This is a genomic window from Cellulomonas sp. URHE0023 (assembly GCF_000688475.1).
Lineage (GTDB): Bacteria > Actinomycetota > Actinomycetes > Actinomycetales > Cellulomonadaceae > Cellulomonas.
Genome location: NZ_JIAN01000005.1, coordinates 1135851 through 1152034, shown reverse-complemented (window position 1 = coordinate 1152034; position 16184 = coordinate 1135851). Strand labels below are relative to the sequence as shown.

12 protein-coding genes and 1 pseudogene are annotated in these 16184 nt (G+C 73.5%); 7 read left to right on the top strand and 6 right to left on the bottom strand.

Going from position 1 to position 16184, the window contains the following annotated elements; translation table 11 throughout:
• The first annotated feature begins 34 nt into the window (after positions 1 to 34).
• A complete protein-coding gene (locus N553_RS0105905) occupies positions 35 to 946 on the top strand; it encodes a dihydrodipicolinate synthase family protein (RefSeq protein ID WP_028045756.1) in 912 nt (303 codons plus the stop codon).
• Between the two features lie 252 nt (positions 947 to 1198).
• A complete protein-coding gene (locus tag N553_RS21360; RefSeq protein ID WP_197029919.1) occupies positions 1199 to 1609 on the top strand; it encodes a hypothetical protein in 411 nt (136 codons plus the stop codon).
• 16 nt (positions 1610 to 1625) lie between these two features.
• Here the strand turns inward: N553_RS21360 and N553_RS0105895 are convergent, their stop codons facing one another.
• Positions 1626 to 3332 carry a GMC family oxidoreductase gene (locus tag N553_RS0105895; RefSeq protein ID WP_034621209.1) on the bottom strand — a complete coding sequence of 569 codons (1707 nt, stop codon included), beginning with the start codon at positions 3330 to 3332 and terminating at the stop codon, positions 1626 to 1628.
• 214 nt (positions 3333 to 3546) lie between these two features.
• Between N553_RS0105895 and N553_RS0105890 the strand changes: the two genes are divergently transcribed.
• From N553_RS0105890 to N553_RS0105865, 5 genes are all read left to right on the top strand, one after another.
• Positions 3547 to 4458, top strand: coding sequence for an ABC transporter ATP-binding protein (locus N553_RS0105890; protein WP_028045754.1), 912 nt, complete (start codon positions 3547 to 3549; stop codon positions 4456 to 4458).
• Positions 4455 to 5171 (top strand): ABC transporter ATP-binding protein, encoded by a 717-nt coding sequence (locus N553_RS0105885; RefSeq protein ID WP_231505177.1) that lies wholly within the window; start codon positions 4455 to 4457, stop codon positions 5169 to 5171. Before N553_RS0105890 ends, N553_RS0105885 begins: the two co-directional genes overlap by 4 nt.
• Positions 5164 to 8340: an FtsX-like permease family protein gene (locus N553_RS0105875; protein ID WP_034620700.1), complete on the top strand. Its 3177-nt coding sequence runs from the start codon at positions 5164 to 5166 to the stop codon at positions 8338 to 8340. Before N553_RS0105885 ends, N553_RS0105875 begins: the two co-directional genes overlap by 8 nt.
• Complete coding sequence (locus N553_RS24990; protein WP_028045751.1) at positions 8337 to 11078, top strand: FtsX-like permease family protein; 2742 nt, start codon at positions 8337 to 8339, stop codon at positions 11076 to 11078. Before N553_RS0105875 ends, N553_RS24990 begins: the two co-directional genes overlap by 4 nt.
• A gap of 203 nt (positions 11079 to 11281) precedes the next feature.
• The gene (locus tag N553_RS0105865) at positions 11282 to 12703 is read left to right on the top strand and encodes an MDR family MFS transporter (RefSeq protein ID WP_028045750.1); all 1422 of its coding nucleotides are present in this window, start codon (positions 11282 to 11284) and stop codon (positions 12701 to 12703) included.
• Positions 12704 to 12740: 37 nt separating this feature from the next.
• Here N553_RS0105865 and N553_RS0105860 read toward each other — a convergent pair whose 3' ends face one another.
• The 5 genes and pseudogenes from N553_RS0105860 to N553_RS24165 all read right to left on the bottom strand — a co-directional run bounded on the left by N553_RS0105860 (position 12741) and on the right by N553_RS24165 (position 16144).
• On the bottom strand, positions 12741 to 13475 hold the full coding sequence (locus N553_RS0105860) for a VOC family protein (RefSeq protein ID WP_028045749.1): 735 nt from the start codon (positions 13473 to 13475) through the stop codon (positions 12741 to 12743).
• Between the two features lie 140 nt (positions 13476 to 13615).
• Complete coding sequence (locus N553_RS24985) at positions 13616 to 13765, bottom strand: hypothetical protein (protein ID WP_156043713.1); 150 nt, start codon at positions 13763 to 13765, stop codon at positions 13616 to 13618.
• A gap of 109 nt (positions 13766 to 13874) precedes the next feature.
• Positions 13875 to 14237, bottom strand: a complete 363-nt coding sequence (locus tag N553_RS21355) for a GNAT family N-acetyltransferase (RefSeq protein WP_255346999.1) — start codon at positions 14235 to 14237, stop codon at positions 13875 to 13877.
• 44 nt (positions 14238 to 14281) lie between these two features.
• A pseudogene (locus tag N553_RS25905) lies at positions 14282 to 14350 on the bottom strand (hypothetical protein); the annotation flags it as partial.
• A 189-nt stretch (positions 14351 to 14539) separates the two neighbouring features.
• Complete coding sequence (locus tag N553_RS24165; RefSeq protein ID WP_051639860.1) at positions 14540 to 16144, bottom strand: diguanylate cyclase; 1605 nt, start codon at positions 16142 to 16144, stop codon at positions 14540 to 14542.
• Positions 16145 to 16184: the final 40 nt, after the last annotated feature.

The window sequence follows — 16184 nt, the reverse complement described above, 5'->3', positions numbered from 1 at the left end:
CGCCGTCGATGCGGCCCCTCGTTAATCTTCCCGCATGGCACTCCTAGGCCCACTGGTGGCGTACCCGCCCACTCCGCGTGACGCGGCCGGCAGGGTGGCGGAGGCAGCGCTCGCAGCGCTGGTCGACAGGGCGGTGGGTGCGGGCGTCGATGGCATCGCGGTACTCGGGTCGACCGGTGGGGCGGCCTACCTGGACCGGGCCCAGCGCCGTCGCGTCGTGGAGGTCGCCGCCGAGGCCGTCGCCGGGCGGGTACCGCTTGTGGCGGGCATCAGCGCAGCCACCACCGAGTCCGTGCTCGCGCACGCCGACGACGCCTCACGGGCCGGCGCGGATGCGCTGCTCCTCGCGCCCGTGTCGTACCTGCCGCTGTCGGACGACGAGGTGGTCGGGCTCTATGCGGACGTCACGCGTGCCGTGGACGGGCAGGTCTGGGTCTACCACAACCCCGTGACCACCAGATTCGCGTTCAGCATCGAGACTCTGCTGCGGGTGTCCGCCCTGCCGGGCATCGGCGGAGTCAAGGACCGGGGCAGCGACGCGGCCGAGATCCAGAGGCGCGCTGGTCGGCTCCGTGCGGACGCCCCGACGATCGAGGTGGGATACAGCGGAGACCTGCTCGGCGTAGAGGGCCTTCTGGCGGGCGCGCGAAGCTGGCACTCAGGCCTCGCGTCGGTGCTGCCGTCCGCCTACGTCGCGATCGCACGGGCGGCGGTCCTCGGCGACCGTGACAGCGTGGACAGGCTTCTTGCCGATGTCCGACCGATCGCGGAGATCGCCCTCACGGAGGGTGGCCCCCGAGTCGTGCACGCCGTCGGCGAGATCCTCGGTCTGCGGACCGGACGCCTCCCCGCTCCGCTGCTCGCGCCCGGACCCGAGGTCGTTGCTCGTCTGGACGCCGCTCTGTGCGGGCTCGGCACCCCGCGCGCCGCCGGCGAGCGTTCCTGAGCGTACGGCAGACGGCATCGCGGAGCACCGTCGGGAGCCGACCGACGCTGGTGACGGCCTCCCACGCGCTCTGACGGCACGATCGGGCACCGGACGCGGCCGATCAGTCGACCAGGTCGCCCGGCCGCGCGCTCCCGGATGCGGCGCCGTCGACGGCGATGCACCCTCGAAGAAGCCTGTCCAGCGCAGCGGCAGCGGCTGACGCCGGGCCTGGAACCGTCCGGCGCGCACGAGCACACCGGGAGGACCGACATGACTGCCGACGACACGAGCTACGGAGCAGGCCCGGACGGCGGACGGCTGCGCACAGGACCGGACACGTCAGGCTCGCTGAAGTACTCGCAGGAGATCACCTCGCCGGACGACGAGCCGGAGCGCCCCGGCCGCAGCCTGGCCACCACGCACCACGACGTGATCCGGCAGTGGGCCCAGGAACGCGACGCGGTGCCGGCGACCGTCGAGGGCACCGAGCACGGGGATCACCTCGGGGTGCTGCGCTTCGACTTCGGTGGCGACGACGAGCGTCTTCGACACGTGAGCTGGGACGAGTGGTTCGACACCTTCGACGCCCGACGGCTCAACTTCATCTACCAGGAGGAGCGCAAGGACGGCCGGGCGAGCAACTTCTTCCGGCTCGAGAACCCCGACCGCGAGGACGCCTGAGCAGGGAGCACGCAACTCAGCGGGGTCCCTGCACCACCGTGAGCGGGAGCGCCGCCCGCGCATGGGCGGGGACCGCCGGCCGCAAGGGTGGGATGGCGGCGACCCGCCGGTACGGCTGGCCCTGCGCGGGTCGGGGATCGTGCTGACCTGCGTTCGGCCACATCGAGCACGCCCGCTCGGCCTGCGCCGTGATGGTGAGGGACGGGTTGACACCGAGGTTCGCGGAGACGGTCGACCCGTCCATGACGTGCAGGCCGCGGTAGCCGAAGACCCGGTGATAGGGGTCGACGACGCCCGTCGAGGCGTCCGTGCCGATGGTGCAGCCGCCGAGGAAGTGCGCCGTCATCGGGACGTCGGCGACCTCAGAGAGCGTGCTCATCGCGAAGCCGTCCAGGTGGTGCGCCATCCGCCGGTAGGCGGCGTTCGCCTGGGGGATCCACGTGGGGTTCGGCTCGTCGCCGCCACGCGTCGACGTCAGCCGCCAGCGCCCGGTCCACGTCCGGCGTGGGCGCACGGTGATCGACGCGCCGCCGGTCTGCATGACGAGCCCGATGACCGCCCGGTCGGAGAAGGACCGCAGCCCGGTCAGGATCGAGAGCGCCCTGCGCGGGTGCCGGGCCATCTGCCCGAGCCACCGGACCCAGCGGGGCGCGCGACCGCCGCCGTCGGTGAGGACCGTGCCGAGCAGGCCCATGAGGTTGGAGCCGTGGCCGTACCGCACCGGTTCGAGGTGGGTGCGCTCGTCGAGCCACACCGACGAGGTGATCGCCACGCCGCTGTTGACTCGCGGCCCCGCCGCGCGCGGCCTCCGGGTCGCGCCGCCGAGCGCCTCGGAGTTGGTGCGGGTCAGGTGACCGAGCCGGTCGGACAGGTGAGGCAACGTGCCGTCGGCCTTGAGCCGGTGGAGCAGCTCCTGCGTACCCCAGGCGCCGGCCGCGACCACGACCTGGTCGGCGATCAGCGTGGTCGGCGGCCGCCGACGGCCGGTCGGGACCGTGACGACGTCCCAGCGCCCGTCGGGCCGCGGGGCGAGCGACGTCACCGTCGTGTCCGGGACGATCGTCGTGCTCGCGCGCTCGGCGAGCCACAGGTAGTTCGTCTCGAGGGTGTTCTTGGCGCCGTGCCGGCAGCCGGTCATGCACTCCCCGCACTCCAGGCAACCTCGGCGCTCGGGACCGGCTCCGCCGAAGAACGGGTCCGGCACCGCCTCGCCGGGGCGTCCGAACACGACCCCGACCGGCGCCTGCCGGTACGTGTCCTCGACGCCGAGGTCGCGGGCCGCGGCACGGACCACCTCGTCGGCAGGCGTGACGGTGGGGTTGTCGACGACGCCGAGCATGCGCCGCGCCTGGTCGTAGTGCGGCGCGAGCTCGCTGCGCCAGTCGGTGATCGACGCCCACTGCGGGTCGCGGTAGAAGTCGTCCGAGCGAGGCTCGTACAGGGTGTTGGCGTACACCAGCGAGCCGCCGCCCACCCCCGCCCCGGCGAGCAGGACGACGTCCGGCAGGACATGGATGCGCTGGATCCCGTGGCACCGCAGGCGGGGCGCCCACAGGAACCTCCGCACGTCCCACGACGTGCGCGGCAGGGTCTCGGGGGTGAACCGCCGCCCCGCCTCCAGGAGCGTGACGCGATAGCCCTTCTCGGAGAGCCTCAGCGCCGCGACGGACCCACCGAACCCGGATCCGACGACGACCACGTGCGGAGCGGCAGTGTCACGCATCACGCACCTCCACGCGTCGTCGCTGGTCGAGACGACGACGATAGCCTCCGGCGGCGCGCGCCAGGCCTCGTAGCGGCCGACAGATGGGCGCCACCGGCGCCGCACGCCGCTCACGCTCTGCACCGCGGAAGGGACTTGTATAACGATTTCCACCAGAGCGAGCCGATGGGCTCTAGCCTGCCGGGTGGAGGTTCGTCGACGAAGGGAGCCGCCGGTGTCCGAGACCACGCTCGAGGCCCTGGGCGGGGCTGCCACGCCCCCCGCCCAGTTCGGTCACGACGCGCTCGTCGTCTGCGACAACCTCGTGCGGATCTTCCAGTCGGGAAGCGTCGAGGTGCAGGCACTGCAAGGGCTCGACCTCTTGGTCGACGAGGGCGAGATGGTCGCGATCGTCGGAGCGAGCGGGTCCGGCAAGTCCACGCTCCTGTCCGTGCTGTCCGGGATGGACGCACCGACGGCGGGCCGGGTGCGCGTGGGTCGCTGGGACCTCATGGCCATGCACGCGCGGGACCGGGTCGCCTACCGCCGGCAGATGGTCGGCTTCGTGTGGCAGCAGACCTCGCGCAACCTGCTTCCGTACCTGAGTGCTCGGCAGAACGTGGCGATGCCGATGACCGCGGGAGGGCGTCGACACCGGGTTGCGCGGGCGGGTGAGCTGCTCGACCTCGTCGGTGTGGGGCACGTCGCCGACCGGCGGCCGCAGGAGATGTCCGGCGGTGAGCAGCAGCGTGTCGCCATCGCGACCGCCCTCGCCAACGAGCCGCAGCTCCTGCTGGCCGACGAGCCGACGGGCGAGCTCGACACGACGACGGCGCGCGAGGTGTTCGACGCCCTGCGCACCGCGAACCGCGAGGCCGGCACCACGGTGGTGGTCGTCACGCACGACTCGGCGGTCAGCGGGCTGGTGGAGCGCACCGTCGCGATCCGGGACGGGCGCACGAGCAGTGAGGTGCTCCGGCGGGACGCGGGTGGGGACGTCACGCACGAGGAGTACGCGGTGATGGACCGGGCCGGTCGGGTGCAGGTGCCGCGCGAGTACCGCGACGCACTCGCGCTGACCCGCCGCGTGCGCCTGGCGCTGGAGGCCGACCACGTCAGCGTCTGGCCCGACGGCAGCGCGCGGTGAGCGCCCCCGCGGTGGGCGCGCAGCCCGGTGCGACGGTCCACGTCCGCGACGTCCACCGCACGTTCGGCAGCGGCCGGTCGGCCGTGCACGCTCTGCGTGGCGTCGACCTCGACGTCGCCCCCGGTGAGCTCGTGGCCCTCGTCGGACGTTCCGGCTCCGGCAAGACCAGCCTGCTCAACGTCGTGGGCGGCCTGGACCGGCCCGACGAGGGAACTGTGCACGTCGACGGTGTGGACGTGGCCGCGCTGTCCGAGGACGAGCAGGCCATGCTGCGCCGCGACCGGGTCGCGTTCGTCTTCCAGACGTTCGGCCTGATACCGGTGCTGACGGCGGCGGAGAACGTCGGGGTGCCGATGCGGCTGCGTGAGGCACCCGTCGCCGAGCGCGAACGCCGGGTCGAGATGCTCCTCGAGCTCGTCGGGCTGTCCGCGCACGGGCAGCAACGGCCCGACGAGCTGTCCGGCGGCCAGCAGCAGAGGGTCGCGATCGCCCGGGCCCTGGCGGCCTCGCCTCGGTTGCTGGTTGCCGACGAGCCGACCGGACAGCTCGACACCGAGACCGGACTGTCCGTGATGGCGCTGATCCGGGGCGTCGTCGAGGCCGAGGGCATGACGGCTCTGGTCGCGACGCACGACCCGGTGATGATCGCGCTCGCGGACCGCGCGGTTCGCCTGGTGGACGGTCGGCTCGTCGGGGCAGCCGAGAGTGGGTGAGCTGCTCTGGCGTCGCGGGCGTGCCCAGCTCGCCGTCCTGGCAGCGGTGCTCGCGGTCATGGTCGCCGGCGCCGGTCTGGTGGGTGCGTGCGTCCTGCTCATGACGGCCTCCCCGCAACGTGCGCTGCAGCTCGCGATGGCCGACGCCCCGGCCGGCGACGTCCAGGTCGGCGTCGCGCTGGGCTTCCCCGAGGACCCCGACGACCCCGATGTGGACGAGCGCGTCGCCGCGACCGCACGGGATGCCTCCGGGGCCGTCGCCGAGGCGTCGGACCTGCTCACGTCCCCTTTCGGTGACCTCCCGACGACCGAGACCGTGTGGACGTCGACCGTCATGGGGTACCTGCCTCCCGACGGCGGCCCCCTGCGCCTGGCCTACCTCGCCGAGCTCGACGACCTCGATTCCCGCGGGACGATCGTGTCGGGGCACTGGCCCGCCGCGGCGGACGAGGTCGCGCTGCCGACCTCGACGGCACGAGCACTGGGTCTCGACGTCGGGAGCTCGACGTCGCTCGCCACCGACCCTCGCAGCGCCGGCGCCGGGCTGACGGTCGTGGGCACGTTCGTCCCGCGACCCGGTGACGCGTGGGAGGAAGACCCGCTGCTCGGTTCCGGGGTGAGCCCGAACTACCGCGGCTACATCACGGCCTACGGCCCGTTGCTCGTCGCGCCCGGTGCGCTGGCCGCCAGCGAGATCCCGCTGCGCCGGGTCACGTTGCGTGCCCAGCCCGACCTGACGGGCGCCACCGCCGCCGAGCTGGCTCGTGCCGGCGCGGCTGTCGACGCCCTGCCCGGTGCGCTCGGCAGCGCATTGGGCGACCGGACCCAGAACGTCGTCACGGACCTGCCGTTCGCGCGGACGATGCACTCGGCCGGCGTGCAGCGTGGCGTGACCGGCTCGGGGGTGCTCGCGGTGGCGCTGCTGGGCGGGGCGCTCGCCGGGACCACCGTCGTCCTGGCTGCACGGCTGGTCGCCGGCCGGCGTGCGGCCGAGGCGGCACTCCTGTCCGCTCGCGGTGCCGGCCGGACGCGTCTCGTCGGCCAGGCCGCTGCCGAGGCCGGTGCGCTCGCTGTGCTCGCCGTCGTGCCGGCGACGGCACTCGCCCTCGCGCTGTACCGGGTGCTCGCCGGCGCCGTCGGCCTGGACCCCGTCGGTGTCCCCGAGGGTGGCCTGCTCCCGCTCGTCGCGAGCGTCACCGCCGTCACGCTCACCCTCGGCGCCCTGCTCGTGCTGCCGTGGCTGCGCACCGAGGCGCCGCGAGGCCGTGAGGACCGCGTGGGAGTGGTGGCCCGCTCCGGCGCCGACCTGCTCTTCCTGGCGCTCGCGGCTCTCGCGTACCTGCAGCTGAGGGCCCACCGGGTAGCAGGTGGCGCGACGGCCGACCCGGTGCTCGTCGTCGCCCCGGTGCTGTGCCTGGTGGCCGGGGCGGCGCTGGTCCTGCGCCCGCTCCCGCTGCTCGCGCGACGGGCCGACGCACGCGCGGCGTCGACGCGCTCGCTGACCCTCCCGCTCGCAGCCTGGGGGGTGGCTCGTCGACCGCAGGGCGCGGCGGCGGCGTTCCTGGTGGTGCTGGCGACGGCGTCCGCGACGTTCGGGGTCGGGTTCGCGGCGACCTGGACGCAGTCCCAGCGCGACCAGGCCGCGGCCGCGGTCGGGACCGACCTGTCGGTGCCTGCGCAGCTCGACGCGCTCGGTGCGGGAGATGCCCTCCGCACAGCCACCGGTGGCGGCCGGGTCAGCCCGGTCACGAGCCGGGTCATCACGCTCGGCTCTCGAGCGCAGGCGGGCGACGAAGCGGTGCACCTCGTCGCGGCGGACACCCGGGAGGCGGACGGGCTGCTGCGCGGCCGCCTGCCGTCCGGAACCTGGGCCGATGCCGCGTCGGGCCTGGCGCCCGCGGGGCCGGTCGGGGGTCTGCGCCTGACGCAGACGAATGCCGACCTGGTCGCGTCCGGGCACGCCGCGGGCGACGTGGAGATCACCGCAACCCTCAGCCTGGTCGTCCAGGACGCCGACGGCGCTCGTACGGCTCTGCCCGTGGGAGTCGTGCCGCTCGACGGCGCTGCTCACGACCTGGCCCTGGCCGTGCCCCCGGACGTGCAGGTGGTGGCCGTGGACACGCGGCTCTCGGCTGCGGGCAACGCCGCCGACACCGACCAGTCGAGCTCGGTCGGGTTCGGGATCGACCTGGTCCTGCGCGACGCGACCCTGTCGCCCGGTGCCGCGTGGTCGGTGGCGCGCGCACCTGCGGAGGACTACGTCGTCGCGTCGCTCAACCACATCACTGCCGACGCCGTACCCGACGGCGTCAAGCTGACGCTCGAGGGCACGGCGGACCTCCCCGGCATGTTCTGGTCGGACGGTGTCCTGACGGCGCTCGCCTTCGAGCCCGTGGACATCGTGCCCGTCGCGGTCTCCGAGCGCCTGGCCGACGAGCTCGGTCTCCAGGTAGGCGACAGCGTGCAGTTCACCCTCGGCCTGACCCCCGTGCAGGCGAAGGTCGCCGGCGTCACCGCCTACGTGCCGTCGCACCCCCGCGACGCGGCACTGCTGGCCGATGTGGACACGCTGTCGCGCGCCGCCATCAGCCACGGCAACCTCGACACCCTCACCGACGCCTGGTGGGTGGGCGGCGCGATCCCCACGCGCGCGGCCGCCACCCTCGAGGCCCAGGGGATCGGCCCCGTCACCGAGCGCACCGCCGTGGCGAACGAGAGCGCCGAAGGTCCCCTGCGCGCTGCGCAGCGGGCAGCGGCCGCGCTCCTGGTCGTCGCCGCCCTCGTGCTGACGCTGGTCGGTACCGCGCTGCACTCGACGGCGACGCTGGAGGCACGCGAGGTCGACGTGGCCCGGCTGCGTGGGCTGGGCGCACCGCGGCGGTCCGTGCTCGTGTCGGTGCTCACCGAGCAGGCCTTCCTCATCGCGGTACCCGTGCTGGCCGGTGCGCTGCTGGGCGCCGTCGCCTGCTGGGCCGTCGGCCCCCTTCTGGCGGTGTCCGCCGTCGGTCTGCCGCCCGTGCCGGCCGCCGTCGTGCGCTGGCCCTGGCAGGCGCAGCTGGCGACGGTCGTCGTGCTGCTGGTCGGCTGCGCCGCGCTCGTCGTGCCCCTCGCAGCCCGTGCGGTGCGCCGCTCGACGATCGCTCGTCTGCGGATGGAGCCGAACGGATGAGGGCCGCATGGCGCCGGGCCCGCGCCGACCTGTGGCCGCTGCTGGTGACCCTCCTGGTCGTCGCGCTCACGGTCGGGCTCACCGACGCGGTGCCGCGGCTGCTCATCGGCCGAGCCGACGTCGCCGTCCGCGCGGCCCTTGCTGCAGCCGACCCGCCGACGGACCTCGTGGTCACCAGCATGTACGGCCCCGGGGCGTCGGACGCCGCGGCCGGTTCCTCGGACACCACGGCCAGCGTCGACAACGCGGCGCGCTGGATCGACGATGCGCTGCCCCCGTCGCTGCAACCTGTTCTCGGGCCGCCCGTCGCCGCGGCGACCAGCACCGATCTCACCCTGAGCACGCCGGGGCTGCCGACCGGGGGCGTGCTGTGGATGGCCTACCTGTGGGCGGGGCACCAGCCTGCCGTCCGCTGGCTCACCGGCGCGGCCCCAGGGCACCCGGGGGAGGACGGTGCGGTGCAGCTCGGGCTGTCCCGCGACGTCGCCCGCGTCCTCGGTGTCGGTGCAGGCGACACGTTCCAGGCGCGCATGCCCGACAGGACGATCGTGCCGGTGCTGGTCACCGGCGTGTTCGAGGCGACAGATCCGCAGGACCCGGCGTGGACCGCGCGGCCCGAGGTGCTGCGGCCGCGCGTGGTGGGGTTGAGCAGCGAGCCGTCGACCGTGGTGGGCGGGCTGCTGACCGCAGCATCGCTGCCCGCGGCCCGAGCCGCTCTCGAGCCGGACGGCGTGACGCGCACGTTCCGGTTCCCGGTGGACCCGCAGACCGTGGACTACACGCACTCGCGCGCGCTCGGCACGCAGATCGCCGCGCTCGAGGCCTCGCCCGAGGTGCTCCTGGCGCCCGGGCCCGGGCCGACGGTGACGTCTCGGCTCGACCTCGTGCTCACGCAGGTGCGGGCGCGCGTGGCGGCCACGTGGACGCAGGCCATGGTGGTGCTCGCCGGACTGGCGTGCGGCTCCGTGCTGGTGCTCCTGGTCGCAGCCGACCTTCTCGCGCGCCGGCGTCTCACCGCACTGCGCACCGTGCGCGCCCGCGGCGCCTCTCTGGCCGGCATCGCCGCGGCTTCGGCAGCCGAGTCGGGGGTGGTCGTCGGTGTGGGTGCCGTGGCGGGTCTGGCGCTCGGCGCGGTCGCCGCGGGGGGCGCGGTGACCTGGCCGTGGGTGGTCGTCGTGGTCGCTGTGGGCGTCCTTGCACCGCCCGCGTTCGCGACCGTGACCGCGGCACGCAGCGACGCCCGCCGTGTCCCGACCGACCGGCACCGCCGTCGCCTCGCGCAGCGCGTACGCGTGGTGCGACGGGTGTCGTTCGAGGCTGCGCTGCTCGTGCTCGGAGTCGCCGCGCTCGCGGTCCTGCGCGGGCGCGGCGTGAGGTCGATCTCCGGTTCTGCCGACCTGGTGCTCGCTGCCGCGCCGGTGCTGGTTGCCGCTGCCGGCGCGCTGCTGCTGTGGCGTGCCGTCCCCGCTCTGCTGGGCGGTGCGCTGCGCGTCGCTCGCAGGTCCCGCAGCGCCGGACCGCTGCTCGCCGTGGCACGGGCCCGCTCCACGGGAGCGGGGCTGCCGTTCGTCGCGCTCGTCGTCGTCACGATGCTCGTCTCGCTGTGCGGCGCGCTGGCGGGCACAGCACGCGCCGGTCAGACGGCCGGTTCGTGGGACAGCGTGGGTGCCGACGTCGTGGTCCGCACGGACTCGCCGAACGCGGCGCTGGCCGACGTCGCGGCCGATCTGGCCGCCGCCGACGGTGTCGACGCCGTCGCCTTCGGCCGCGTTCAGGACCGCGCCGACCTCTTCGACGTCGACGGGGTCGACACCGTCCGGGTGCTGGCGGTCGACCCGGTGCCGTACGGAAAGATGCTCGCCCGCACCCGGTTCGGGGCCGACCCTGCGCTCGCGACGTTGGCCGACGCGTCCGGCGTCGCGGTCGACCGCACCGCACCCGGTCCGGTGCCCGCGCTCGTGCCCGCCGCGATGCTGGGTTCTCGACCGTCGCTCAGGTGGGGAGGTGTGACGGTCGATCTCGACCCTGTGGGCGAGGTCTCCGCGCTGCCCGCGCAGCTGCCCGACGGCTCGCCCGCCGGTCCCACGGTGGTGGTGGATCGTGCGGCCCTGACCGCGGTGGTCGGAGCCGTTGCCGCTGCACGGGCCGAGCAGACCGGGTCGGATCTGCTCGGCGCCGAGCCGCAGGCGGTGGACCCGGACACCGTGTGGGCGGTCGGCCCCGGTGCCCCCGCGGCTGCGCGAACAGCGGCTGCGCCGGTCACGGCGAACGTGCTCCCTCGCACGCAGTGGCTCGCGGACCGGCGGTCGGACCCGCTGGCGGGTGGGCTGTTGGCGCTCGTCGGCCTGGTCGCCGTCGTGTGCGCAGGGTTCGCGTCCATCCTTGTCGTCCTGGGCGCGGCTGCGTCCGCTCCCGAGCGCGCCCGGTCGCTCGCGACCGCCCGCGTCCTAGGGCTGCGCGGGCGAGACACGGTGCGACTCGCTGCCGGCGAGCTGCTCCCGCCGACGCTGCTTGCCGCGGTAGGCGGCGTCGTGCTCGGCATGGTGCTGGTCGGCACCCTCGTGGCACCGCTCGCGCTGCGCCTCGTCACCGGGCAGGCGACGGATCCTGGGGTCGTGCTGCCGTGGTGGGCGGCGGCGCCGGTCGTGGTCCTGGCGGCGACCGTGCTGGCGGTCGTCGTGGTCGAGTCCTCTGCCCGCCGCCGCGAGCGGCTGGGCCAGGTCCTGCGGGTGCGCTGAGCCCGTCCGACCCGGCCGCACCCGGCAGCCCGGCGTAGACGCCGGGCGCTGATCGCGTCGTACCGGCCTGTGCGCGTCCTCGAGCGCAGCGCCACGTCGTCGTCGCCTGGCGGCGAGGTCACAAGATGCACTTGCGCATCTTATTACGACGACGGTACGGTGCGGATAAGAGACAGCCCCGCATCTTATTTGGAGCACCGACGATGGCCCAGGACACCGCCTCACCCAGCCGTACCGAGCCGGAGATCGACCCGCAGCTCAAGCGGCTCGCGACCGCGCTCATCGTCGGCGGGATCGCCGTCATCCTCGACACCACGATCGTGAGCGTCGGCCTCCACGAGCTGGGCGCCTCGCTGGACGCGTCGGTCTCGACGATCCAGTGGTTCAGCACCGCCTACCTGCTCGCGATGTTCGTCACGATCCCGTTGACCGGCTGGGCGCAGGCCCGGCTCGGCAGCAAGCGCCTGTGGATCCTCGCGCTGACCACGTTCGTCCTGGGGTCGACGCTCTGCGCGACCGCCTGGAACGCCGAGAGCCTGATCGCGTTCCGGGCCGTCCAGGGGCTCGGCGGCGGCATCCTCATGCCGCTGATGACGACCATCCTCATGCAGGCGGCCCGGGGCCGGAACACCGGACGTCTCATGGCCACCGTCAGCCTGCCCGCCGCGCTGGGACCGATCCTCGGCCCGGTGCTCGGCGGCCTGATCCTGAACGTCCTGTCGTGGCAGTGGCTGTTCCTGATCAACCTGCCGCTCGGGATCGTCGGACTCGTCCTCGCTGTGCGCCTTCTTCCCGCCGACATGCCCGGGCGGCGGGTGCCCCTCGACGCCGTCGGGCTCCTGCTCGCCTCGCCCGGCATGGTGGGCGTCATCTACGGCCTGAGCCAGGTGGGTGTCGTCGGCGGGTTCGGGCACCCTCGAGTCCTCGCACCGCTGCTCGTTGGCCTGGCACTCCTGGGCGGCTTCACCTGGTGGGCGCTGCGACGCGGACCGCAGGCTCTGATCGACATCCGGCTGCTGCGGCACCGCGCCCTGGCCATGTCGACGACGCTGCTGTTCCTCACCGGTCTCGCCCTCTACGGCGCCATGCTCCTGCTCCCCTTGTACTGGCAGCAGGTGCGCGGGGAGGACGCCCTGGGGGCCGGCCTGCTGCTCGTCCCGCAGGGCATCGGAGCCCTGGCCTCCCGCACCGTCGCCGGACGGCTGACCGACTCGATCGGCGGGCGCTGGGTCGCCGTCACCGGGTTCACCGTCCTGACGATCGCGACCGTCCCCTTCGCCCTGTCGAGCGAGCGCACCAGCACCTGGTTCCTCATGGCGATGCTGCTCGTGCGCGGCTTCGGGCTGGGTGCTGTGATCATCCCGCTCATGACCGGCGCGTTCCTGGGTCTCGAGCGCGACGAGGTGCCGCACGCCAGCATCATCACGCGCGTCGCCCAGCAGATCGGGGGCTCGTTCGGCACCGCGGTGCTCGCGGTGATCCTCGTGAGCTCCGTCGCCGGGTCCGCGAGCCTGCACGACCTTGCCGGTGCGTTCGACGTCGCGTTCTGGTGGGCCACCGGGTTCACAGCCCTCGCCGCTGTGCTGGCGCTGCTCCTGCCTCGGCGGAAAGCACCGCAACCGTGACGGGTACCTGCCGCCGGGCAACGCCGCTGCACGGATCTCATACGTGAGGGTCGGTGACCGCACCAGCACGCAGGTGGAACGGGTTCCCGTCGGGGTCGGCCAGCGTCACACCGTGGTCGTTCGGACCGTCGAGGCGTGCGGCACCGAGCGAGACCAGCCGCTCGATCTCGTCGGACAGGTCGCCGGTGGTCACGACGACCTCGAACCGCAGCCGGTCCCTGCTCGCCTGGGCCGGAGCGGGATCGTCCCATGCGTCCCAGGAGAGCTTGGTGCCTCCCTGCGGCGACTGGATCGCGACCTGTTGGCCCTCGTCCCAGACCACCGGCCACCCCAGCGCCTCGGCCCAGAACGCGCCGACGTCCCGTGTGCCGTCGCACGTGAGCTCGCCGAGCGGGCCGCAGCCGGCGAGGTAGGCGTTCCCGGGCTCGATCACGCAGTACTCGTTGCCCTCCGGATCGGCCAGCACCACGTGTCCTTCGTCGGGACGCTGTCCGACGTCGAGGTGGTGCGCGCCGAGCCCGAGCGCCGCCTCGACGGTGCGCTCCTGGTCGCCTGGGCTCTCGCTGGTGAGGTGGAGGTGCATCCGGTTGCGACCCGCCTTCTCGGTCGGGTTCGGCACGAACCGCAGGCCCAGCTGGGTCTGTGAGCCGGGGAGCAGTGCGCCACCCTCGGAGTCGTTGCGGGGCTCGCGCGCCAGGACACCGCCCCAGAAACCCGCCAGAGCTTCGGGATCACGGGCGTCCACATCGAGGGCCACCAGTCGGCAGGGCACGTCCCCACGCTAGGCGGCGCGCCGATCTCGGGCACGCCGGCGACGTCGTGATCTCCAGGCGAACCCGTCTGGGTGCGTGCTCCCGGATGCCGCGCGACGATGACCTTCGTGACCGCAGACCGTGATTTCCCTCCGACGCGCTACCAGCGCTGGATGGCGAGCAGTCCGCGACGCGCGAAGGTGGTCTTCGTCGCCGTCGCGTCATCCTTCATCGCGCTCGCGACGTTCGAGTCGGTCGCGTACGGCGACCACGGAGCGTGGTGGGGCGCCGTAGCGATAACCGCCAGCATGTGTGCCCAGTGGAGCCTGATCGGTTCTGCGTGTCAGCACGTCCGGCAGTACGACGAACGACACCGCGAAGCACCACCGACCGCCCTCCACGACCGGTGACGGTCGGGGTCAGTTCAGCTCGCCCGCCCGGCCGACGTGCTCTGCACCGATGCGAAAGAGGACGCTTCGCCGCAGAGGGTGGCCTTCGGCGATCGTCGGGTAGTCGAAGTCGTCGGCCGGGTCACGCGTCATGCCCAGCCGACGCATCACGGCCTGGGACCGCTCGTTGGCAACCGCGGTGAACGAGACGATCTCCGACAGGCCGATCTCGTCGAAGCCGACGGCCAGTGCCTCGCGCGCCGCTTCTGTCGCATAGCCGTGCCCCCAGGCCCATCGCGGGAGCCGCCAACCCACCTCGACGAGCGCCGGGTTCCACGCGGGTCGAGCAAGCCCCGTGAAGCCGGCGAAACGCCCGTCGACTCCAGTGCCCACCGGCCCCACCCGTTCTCCACCAGCTCGGCCTGCGCACGTGCCGCGAGAGCGTCGCTGGCTTCCCGCGTGAGCGTGGACGGGAAATACCTCATCACCTCGGGGTCGGCGTTCATGGCGGCGAACGGCTGCAGATCGGCTTCCGTCCACCCGCGCATCAGCAGGCGTGCGGTCCGGCGTTCCAGCGTCACCCGGGAACAGTACGCGGTGCCGGCACGGGTTCCGACGGGACCCTCGAGGTGGGCGGCGTCGGCTCCATCGCCCGACCGGCGGTAAGACAGGGCGGCCGTTCCACAGGGTCGAGGTCAGGCCGCCTGCGAGACCGAGACGCGGTCACGTCCCGTGTGCTTGGCCTGACGCAGTGCCCTGCTCGCCACGTCGAGCAGCGTCCGCGGGTCCTCGACGTGGGCCACCCCGAGGGACACGGTGATCTCGAGCCCGGGCGCGTAGCTGGACCAGTCCTCGGCTCGGACCTCGTCGAGGATCCGCTCCGCGACGAGCTCCGCTCCGCTGGCGACCCTGGCCGACGACTCGAGGTCGAGCCCGTCGCCGCCCAGGATGACGATGAACTCGTCACCGCCGAACCGGGCCAGCAGGTCGCCTCCTCGCACCTGCCGGCCGAGCAGCCGCGCGAGCCGCACCAGGACGTCGTCCCCCACCACGTGCGAGTGCTCGTCGTTCACTTCCTTGAACAGGTCGACGTCGACGAACACGGCACTGAGCGGCCCGCGGGAGCGGCCGATGAGGTTCTGGATCGCGCGTCGGTTGCCGACCCCGGTGAGCGGGTCGAGCGTGGACAGCACGGCAGCGCGCTCCGACTGCGCGACGAGCTCCTGGATGCGCATCTGCCGCCGCACCGCCAGGAACCTGCCCTGCCTCTCGGCCCAGAGCTGTCGCGCCACGCGTCGGAACATGTCCTCGAACCGCGCGAGCGCCGGGTGCTTCCCGAACCGGAGGCGGTCCAGCATCACGAGGACGGCGTCGGCGGTCTGCAGCCAGAGGTCCCTGCGTGACTCGATCGCCTGGGCGCGTACGCGCTGGAACTCCACCTCGGCCTCGTCGTACCGGCCCTCGCGGAGCAGCACGTACCCGTACGCGCAGACCATCATGAGCCACTCGATGCGCCTGGGGTCGATCCCGGGCCCTCGCCAGATCCGCTCGAGAACCACCCGCGCACCGACCGTGTCGCCCAGGCCGCTGAGGGCGAACGCCTCCGCGACGTCCGCGAAGTGGGAGTTGCGGTCGGTCGTGGAGCCGTCCATCAGCCGACGGAAGAGCGCGGCGCGCGAGGCCAGCTCCACAAGGCGCTCACCGGCCTCCTTGTTGGCCCCCATGACGAGCAGCCGCAGGGACCACTCGGCGAGGAAGCGCAGCGCGTCGACCACGACCTGCGACGCGAGCTCGGGGCCGAAGAGCCGGTGCACGTGCCGCAGCAGCTCGTCGGCGTTCTCGAAGAGCTCGACCTGCGCGAGCGTGTTCGCGATGATCGCTGCCGCGGAGACCTGGTTGTAGGAGGCCCCGTCGACGGTGCCGACGAGCACCCACGCCTCACCGAGCAGCTCCACCGCGCGGTTCACGTCGGACGAGGCGACCGCGGCGTTCGCCTGCATGGCCAGCGCCTTCGCGCGCCAGTACGGGCGCAGGTCGTCGGCACACATCGCGTAGAGACGCTCCGCGCTCTCGAGCGCCTCGGCCGCGCGTCCGAGCTCGCCCAGGATCCGGCTGCGCGTGAACTCGAGGTAGCGGGTGGTCTGCAGCCCGGCTGCACCGACGCCCCGGGTGACCGCCAACGCCACGTCGCACAGCAGGAGTGCGCCCGCGGGGTCCCCGTGGAGCGCCTCGAAGTGCGCAAGGTCGGCGAGCTCGTCGAACACGTCGAACTCCGCGCACACCACGAGCTCAGTGGTCACGGGGTTCTCCAGGGATGGGTGCACGGGTGTGCCCGTACGT